The sequence below is a fragment of the uncultured Amnibacterium sp. genome (assembly GCF_964244015.1).
GTDB lineage: Bacteria > Actinomycetota > Actinomycetes > Actinomycetales > Microbacteriaceae > Amnibacterium.
Genome location: NZ_CAXTHO010000136.1, coordinates 1 through 7,212 on the forward strand (window position 1 = coordinate 1; position 7,212 = coordinate 7,212).

Annotated in this window: 6 protein-coding genes, 1 tRNA gene and 1 pseudogene; 1 reads left to right on the forward strand and 7 read right to left on the reverse strand. The window is 73.2% G+C overall.

Annotated elements, in window-relative coordinates; translation table 11 throughout:
- The first annotated feature begins 23 nt into the window (after positions 1–23).
- A complete protein-coding gene (gene def, locus ACFE67_RS12990) occupies positions 24–590 on the forward strand; it encodes a peptide deformylase (protein ID WP_375407305.1) in 567 nt (188 codons plus the stop codon).
- A 112-nt stretch (positions 591–702) separates the two neighbouring features.
- Here def and ACFE67_RS12995 read toward each other — a convergent pair whose 3' ends face one another.
- The 7 genes and pseudogenes from ACFE67_RS12995 to ACFE67_RS13025 all read right to left on the reverse strand — a co-directional run.
- Positions 703–1,596 (reverse strand): sensor histidine kinase, encoded by an 894-nt coding sequence (locus ACFE67_RS12995; RefSeq protein ID WP_375407300.1) that lies wholly within the window; start codon positions 1,594–1,596, stop codon positions 703–705.
- 170 nt (positions 1,597–1,766) lie between these two features.
- Positions 1,767–1,839, reverse strand: a tRNA-Asn gene (locus ACFE67_RS13000).
- 90 nt (positions 1,840–1,929) lie between these two features.
- Positions 1,930–2,760: an ATP-binding cassette domain-containing protein gene (locus ACFE67_RS13005; protein WP_375407301.1), complete on the reverse strand. Its 831-nt coding sequence runs from the start codon at positions 2,758–2,760 to the stop codon at positions 1,930–1,932.
- 184 nt (positions 2,761–2,944) lie between these two features.
- On the reverse strand, positions 2,945–4,825 hold the full coding sequence (gene dnaG / locus ACFE67_RS13010; RefSeq protein WP_375407302.1) for a DNA primase: 1,881 nt from the start codon (positions 4,823–4,825) through the stop codon (positions 2,945–2,947).
- Between the two features lie 96 nt (positions 4,826–4,921).
- The gene (locus ACFE67_RS13015; RefSeq protein WP_375407303.1) at positions 4,922–5,701 is read right to left on the reverse strand and encodes an oxygenase MpaB family protein; all 780 of its coding nucleotides are present in this window, start codon (positions 5,699–5,701) and stop codon (positions 4,922–4,924) included.
- A complete protein-coding gene (locus ACFE67_RS13020; RefSeq protein ID WP_375407304.1) occupies positions 5,698–6,951 on the reverse strand; it encodes a deoxyguanosinetriphosphate triphosphohydrolase in 1,254 nt (417 codons plus the stop codon). The genes ACFE67_RS13015 and ACFE67_RS13020 overlap by 4 nt, the downstream gene beginning before the upstream one ends.
- A pseudogene (locus ACFE67_RS13025) lies at positions 6,944–7,212 on the reverse strand (tRNA dihydrouridine synthase DusB); the annotation flags it as partial. The pseudogene ACFE67_RS13025 and the gene ACFE67_RS13020, both read right to left, overlap by 8 nt.

Genomic DNA, 7,212 nt, shown 5'->3' on the forward strand with positions numbered 1-7,212 from the left:
ATGGCATGTGGAGGTCGGTCGGGATGAGCGTGTTGCCGATCCGGATCACCGGGGACCCCGTGCTGCACGAACCGGCCGCACCCGTGGTCACGTTCGACGCCGAGTTGCGCAAGCTGGTCGACGACATGTTCGCGACGATGGACGAGGCGCCGGGTGTCGGGCTGGCCGGTCCGCAGGTCGGCGTCCCGCTGCGGCTGTTCGTCTACAGCTACGAGCACGACGTCGACGGCCCGAAGCGCGGTGTGGCGATCAACCCGGTGCTGTGGGTCACGCCGACCCCGACCGGCGAGGCCGACGAGGACACCGAGAGCGAGGGCTGCCTCTCCGTCCCTGGCGAGCGCTTCCCCCTCCGCCGGGCCCAGCGAGCACGCCTCGAGGCGCAGGACCTCGACGGGAACCCGTACACGCTGGAGGCGCGGGGCTGGTTCGCGCGGATCCTGCAGCACGAGACCGATCACCTCGACGGGGTGCTCTACGTCGACCGGCTGGACTTCCTCAACCAGCGGCGCGCGAAGAAGGCGGTCAGCGCCAACAAGTGGGGCAAGCCGGGCAACAGCTGGACGCCGGGGGTCGACGACCTGGAGGCATGAGCGTGAGCAAACCTGCTCGCGCGATGTGACGAGGGCGGGTTTCATAAATCCGGGGATCTGCGGCGCTTCGCGCGCAGATCCCCGGATTTATGAAACCCGGATCGGGGCGCGGTCAGCGGCGGGAGAGGTCCACGCCGTGGACCCCGTTGTGGAACCGGATGGAGGGGAAGGTCGCGCTGATCGAGAAGCCGACGCCCGGCGTCTCCGACGCGGTCAGCGTGCCCCCGAACAACTCGGTCCGAGCGCGCATCTCCTGGATCCCCGACCCCCTCAGCTGCTGGGTGAGGGACCGGAGGTCCTCCTCCACGCCGTACGACAGCTCGGCGGCCGCATCGTCGGGCGACAGGCCGCGGCGGAGGACCGCGTTGCGGAAGCCGTCGTCGTCGACCCGCACCGCGAGCCCGGACGCCGTCCAGGTGAAGCCGACCCGCACCTCCGTGCCGTCACCCCCGTACTGCAGCGAGTTCGAGAGGGCCTCCTGCAGGATCCGGTAGACCGCCAACTCCGCGGCGGAGTTCAGGTCGTACGCCTCCCCGTGCTCCTCCACCACGACGCTGAGGCCCGCGTCCCGCATGGTCGCGAACAGCTCCCGGGTCGATTTCAGGCGCGGCTGGGGTGCGGCATCCGCCTCGCTCTCGCGGACCAGCGTCATCACGCGACGCAGATCCGCGAGCGTCATGCGCCCGCTCTCCGCGATGGTCTGGGCGGCGCGGACCGCCGCGGTCGGGTCGGTGGTCCCGGCGTACACGGCACCGTCGGCCTGCGCGATCATCGCGGAGACGCGGTGCACGGCCACGTCGTGCAGATCGCGGATGATCCTGAGCCGGCCACTGTGATCCGCGACCGACACCTGGAGGCGCGCGGTGTACCGATCGTCGTCGGCCGCCGCGCGACGCTCGGCACGCAGCCGGCGCCGCGTCACGAGCAGCAGCGCGAGCAGGACCGCCGCCACGACGAGCAGCCCGCCCGTCACGGCAGGCCACACGGTCTGCGGCAGGCTCAGCACGCGGGCGAGTCTACGAACCGTGCATGCGACCGGGCGGAGGCGCACGGAACGCGGCGTGCTGCAGTCGGGCCGGCTCGCATGGACTTCGCCCCCGGGCGGCCGTTCGAGCACACCGGACGCGGCCGACAGGGTGTGAGCCCGTATCGGCCGCGGATCATCGGGAGCGGAAGCTCCCCGAGGAAGACTCGAACTTCCAACCTGCCGGTTAACAGCCGGCTGCTCTGCCAATTGAGCTATCGAGGATCAGCGGTGGCGCACCACCGCGGCCCGTCGAGTGTAGCCCACGGGGAACCGGCGGCCTCGACGGCGCACCCGCTCGGCGAGGCGGTCGGCTCAGCGGACGACGGGCAGGCCGATCGCACCCGTGCGGAGGAAGTAGTCGTCGCGCAGCCCGCGCACGTACGGGTGCTCCGGGTCGGCGAGCACCTGGTCGGCGGTGCCGGAGGCGATGAGCACACCGCGGTGCATCACGACGACGCGATGCGTGCTGCGGTGCATGACGGCGGCGTCGTGGCTGATGATCACCGCGGAGAAGACCCGGTCGGCGTGCAACTCGAGCAGCGTGTCGAGCACCGGGCCGCGGGTGGCGACATCGACGCTGGACGTCGGCTCGTCGGCGATCCAGAGCATCGGCTGCAGGATCAGGGACCGCGCGATGGCGACGCGCTGCCGCTGACCGGCGGAGAGCTCCCACGGGTAGCGCGTCATGATCGCGAGCGGCAGCTGCACCGCATCGATCAGCTCGGCGGCGCGGGTCCCGGCGTCGCGCCGGTCGAAGTGCCGGTCACGGTCGAACAGCGGCTGCGTGACGGTCTCGGCGACGGTGTAGCCGCCTTCGAGCGCACGGCCGGCGTGCTGCGGGAGGTAGCCGACCTGCGCCCCGAGGACACGGCGGGCGGTGCGCCCGGGCCGGTCCGCGCGCATGCCGAGCACCGAGACGGAACCGCCGACGACACGGGGACCGCGTTCGCCGACGCCGCGAGCGATCCGCCCTGCGAGCACGCGGGCGAGCGTGGACTTGCCCGCACCGGTCTCGCCGACGATGCCGATCATCTCCCCCGGCTCGACGCGCAGGTCGACACCGCGGACGGCGTCGAAGCGGACCGCGCCGGGATAGCCGACGGTCAGATCCTTCGTGACGACCACCGCACCGCTGTCGACCATGTCGTACCCCCTGCCGGTGGTCCGGAGCGTATCGCCGCGGTGCGCCTCCCGACCCTCGACACCCCCGGAATGGGGCGGCGTGATCTCGCGGCTGGGGAGGAGCGAGCGGGCGCCCCGCTGGTCGAGGAGCGACGAAGGAGCGTCTCGAGACCACCCGGAACCGCGTGGGCTCAGGGGCGGGAGCTCAGGCGCCTCGGAGGGTGCGGCGGTCCGCCTCGACCACCACCAGCTGCTTGCGCAGCTCGCGGCCCCGTTCGGCGTCGGCCGCGCCCTCGGTGCGCTGCAGCTGGCGGACGAGGTCGGCCTTCCGGCGCAGGAGGTGGCGGTCGACCAGCGACGCGACCGTGGCTTTCGCGGTGCGGGCGAGCTGCTCCTCCTCGCTCACCCTGACCGGCAGCGGGAGGAACGCGAGCTCCTGCACGATCGGCGCGATCGGGTCGGGCACCTCGCCCGCGAGCCGCTCGAGCCAGCCGGCACCGCCGAGCTGGGCGAGCTGCGAGCCGATCGCGTCGCGGACCACCGCGAGGGTGGCGTTGTGGAAGCCGACCTCCGTCGAGCGACGGATGAGGTCGCCGCCGACCAGGTGCGGCACCTGCACGATCATCATCAGCGCCTCCCGCTCGAGGCGGGTGGCCGGATCGTCGGGCAGCGACCGGAGTGAGGCGGGCGGGCGCGGCGGGCGCGGCGCCGCCTCGGTCTCGCGCCGGGTGGAGTCGCGGCGGTCGGGACCGGTGCGGGCAGCGCCGCCGCGACGCCCGCGCTGCACTTCGCGGTCGACCGCGGCGAGGTCCATGGCGAGCCAGCGCGCGAGCAGCCGGACGTAGGCGGGCCGGACGTTGTCGTCGCGGATCGTGGCGACGATCGGCACGGCCGCCCGCAGCGCCGCGACCTGCCCCTCCACCGAGTCGAGGTCGTGCATGTCGAGCACGCGCCGGATCATGTACTCGAACATCGGGTGCTTCGCCTCGAGCATCGCGCGCACGGCCTCGTCGCCGCGCTGGGTGCGCAGATCGGAGGGGTCGAGCCCGTCGACGCCGACTGCGACGAACGTGCGCGCGGCGAACCGCTGCTCCTCCGCGAAGGCCCGCACGGCCGCCTTCTGCCCGGCCGCATCGGGGTCGAAGGTGAAGATCACCTCGCCGTTCGCGCTCGCCTCGTCGCCCAGCACCCGGCGCAGCACCTTGATGTGGTCCGCGCCGAACGCGGTGCCGCAGGTCGCGACCGCGGTCGTGACCCCGGCGAGGTGGCAGGCCATCACGTCCGTGTAGCCCTCGACCACGACGACCCGGTGCTCTCGGGAGATGTCGCGCTTCGCGAGGTCGAGCCCGTAGAGCACCTGGGACTTGTGGTACACCGCCGTCTCTGGCGTGTTCAGGTACTTCGGCCCCTGATCGTCCTCGAGCAGCCGGCGCGCGCCGAACCCGACGACGGCGCCGGTGAGATCGCGGATCGGCCAGACGAGCCGGCCGCGGAACCGGTCGTAGATCCCGCGGTCACCGCTCGACACGAGCCCGGCGGCGGACAGCTCCGCCTCCTGGAACCCCTTGCCGCGCAGGTGCTTCGTCAGCGCGTCCCACGACTTCGGCGCCCAGCCGATCCCGAACCGGGCGGCGGCCTGCGCATCGAAGCCGCGCTCCGTCAGGAACTGCTGACCCGGACTGGCGGCCGGGGTCGCGAGCTCGCCGACGAAGTACTCGGCGGCGAGCCGGTTCGCCTCCAGCAGCCGCACGCGGTTCGCGGAGTCCTGCTGCGGCTGCCCGTCCTCGTAGGTGAGCGTGTAGTTCAGGCGGGAGGCGAGCGACTCGACCGCGTCCGCGAACGAGAGGTGGTCGAGCTCCATCAGGAAGCTGATGACGTCGCCGTCGACACCGCAGCCGAAGCAGTGGTACCTGCCGACCGCCGGTCGCACCGTGAAGCTCGGGCTGCGCTCGTCGTGGAACGGGCAGAGCCCCTTCAGCGACCCGACGCCCGCGGTCTTCAGCGCGACCTGCTCGCCGATGACCGCGGCGATGTCGGTGCGGCTGCGGACCTCGTCCACGTCGCTCCGACGGATCAGCCCTGCCACACGCCGGATTCTAGGTTCGCGGGAGGACACCTCCCGCCCCTGTGGACGACGGGCCGACCGGCCAGGGATCTCGAGGCTCGCTTCGCGGTTCCTCGATCAGCGGGATGAGCGGGCTGCGGCGAGGATGCGGCGGGCGGGGAGGGTGCGGAGGGAGCGCGGGAGGAAGCGGGTCGCCGGGGCGAGGCGGCGCGCGAGCGGGAGCAGGTCGGGGCCGTGCTCCAGCGACTCGAGCGCCGGCCGCAGCGCCGGCAGGGTCCCGAGCGTCGCGCGGAGGTAGATCGGCATCAGGAGGCGGAGCCAGCGCGGCGTCGCTCGCGCCGAGACGAGCGCCCGCACCACGGGCACGGTCACGTCGTCGAACCGCAGCCCTGCCGAGGCGGCGAGGAAGACGGCGTCGAACTCCGCCCGCGTCGACGGCCATTCGCGCTCAGGCAGGCCGAGCTCGGTCGCGAGGTGACCGTTCAGCACGAGCAGCTCGTCGGCGAGCGCCGGCGGCAGCGGCCCCCACACCGCCTCCGCGATCCGGATCGCCGTGTCGTGGATCGTCGCGGCCACCCACAGCTGCAGCGCCGGATCACGCGCGTCGTACGGGACGGGCGCGCCCTCCTCGCTGACCACGGGCCGGTGCGCGTGCCCGACGGACCTCGCGACCGTGCGGACGAGGTCCTCCTCCCCCGAGGCGACCACGTAGATGAACGCGAGCGTGCCGCGCAGCCGCCCCAGCGGATCGGTCTCGAACGCGCTGTGCCGCGCGACGCCGTGCCCGACCGCGGGCTGGGCGAGCTGCAGGAGCAGCGCCCGGAGTCCGCCCGCGAGCAGCACCCCCTCCAGCTGCAGCTGCCGCGCACTCGGCAGTCGGCGCGCGCGCCGGATCACCGCACCAGCCGCCCGTGCCAGGCGAGCGCCGACTGGTCGGTGAGGCTCGCGACCTGGTCGACGACGACGCGCTTCCGCGCCTGATCGTCCTCCGCCACCGCCCAGTCGTCGGCGAAGGCGGTGTCGAGGTGCTGCGGGTCCGACAGCAGCACGTCGGCGAGCTGCTGCAGCAGCTCCCGCTGCTGCACGTAGACCGGCCGCCTGGTGTCGTTCGCCATCACGAAGGCCGCGACGATGCCCTTCAGCGCGGCGATCTCGGCCTGGATGCCGCGCGGCACGACGACGTCGGCGCCGTAGCGGACCAGGTCGCCGCTGTGCGCACGCCTCGTCGCCGTGGTCGCGGCACCGGCGAACCGGCCGATCAGCTGGCTGGTCAGGTTCTTCAGCGCCGCGTGCGCGCGCCGGGAGCCGTTCCACTCCGCGATCCAGGAGTCGGTCGCGCGGAGCCGGTGCAGCGCCTCCACCAGCTCGTCGTGATCGAAGGCCCCGCCGACCCAGGCGACCATCGCGCCGACGACGTCGCGCTGCGCCGCGTTCGACCGCAGCGCCGCGAGGTCGACCGACCCGCCGACGACCGCGTCCTCGAAGTCGTGCACCGAGTAGGCGATGTCGTCGGACAGGTCCATGACCTGGGCCTCGATGCAGGGCCGGCGGGGCGGGGCGCCGCTGCGCAGCCACGCGAACGCCTCCTCGTCCTCCGGGTAGTAGCCGAACTTCTTCCTGCCGCTCGGATCGCCGACGGGCGCATCCAGCCCCCACGGGTACTTCACCGATGCGTCGAGGCTCGCCCGCGTCAGGTTCAGGCCGTACGGCCGGTCGTCGGGACCGAAGACCTTCGGTTCCAGCCGGGTCAGGAGGCGGAGGGACTGCGCGTTGCCCTCGAAGCCGCCGACGTCGCTGCACCAGTCGTTCAGCGCGCGCTCGCCGTTGTGGCCGAACGGCGGATGGCCGAGGTCGTGCGCGAGGCAGGCGGTGTCGACGACGTCGGCGGCGAGTCCGAGGCTGCCGGCGAGCTCGCGGCCGACCTGCGCCACCTCGAGCGAGTGCGTCAGGCGGGTGCGCGCGAAGTCGAGGCCGAGGGTCGGCGACAGCACCTGCGTCTTCGCGGCGAGCCTCCTGAGCGCCCCGGAGTGGAGCAGCCGGGCCCGGTCGCGAGCGAAGTCGCTGCGGCGGGAGGAGTGCTCCTCGGGCAGCCACCGGCCGCGGTCCGCTTCGCCGTAGCCGAGGTCGGCTTCGTGCGCGTCACCCACCGCTCGAGTCCAGCTCGGCGCCCGCGACCTCGGCCCGGTCGGCCGCGTCCAGCGTTCGCGACTGGAGCCAGCGGTCCGGCAGCGACGGCGACTTCGGCGTGCCCGCCCTGCCGCGCTGCCCCTCCGCCGCCTCGCCCGGGTACGGCTGGTCGCGCTCAAGCTGCGCGAGCAGCTCGTCGAGGTGCGCGAGGGACTCGACCTGGGCCAGCTGCGAGCGCAGCTGCCCGCCCACGCCGTAGCCCTTGAAGTACCAGGCGACGT

What these genes read in the sequence shown, in the direction of transcription:
- def (WP_375407305.1), top strand. Translation starts at nt 24, where the DNA reads ATGAGCGTGTTGCCGATCCGGATCACCGGGGACCCCGTGCTGCACGAA.
- ACFE67_RS13005 (WP_375407301.1), bottom strand. Translation starts at nt 2,760, where the DNA reads ATGGTCGACAGCGGTGCGGTGGTCGTCACGAAGGATCTGACCGTCGGC.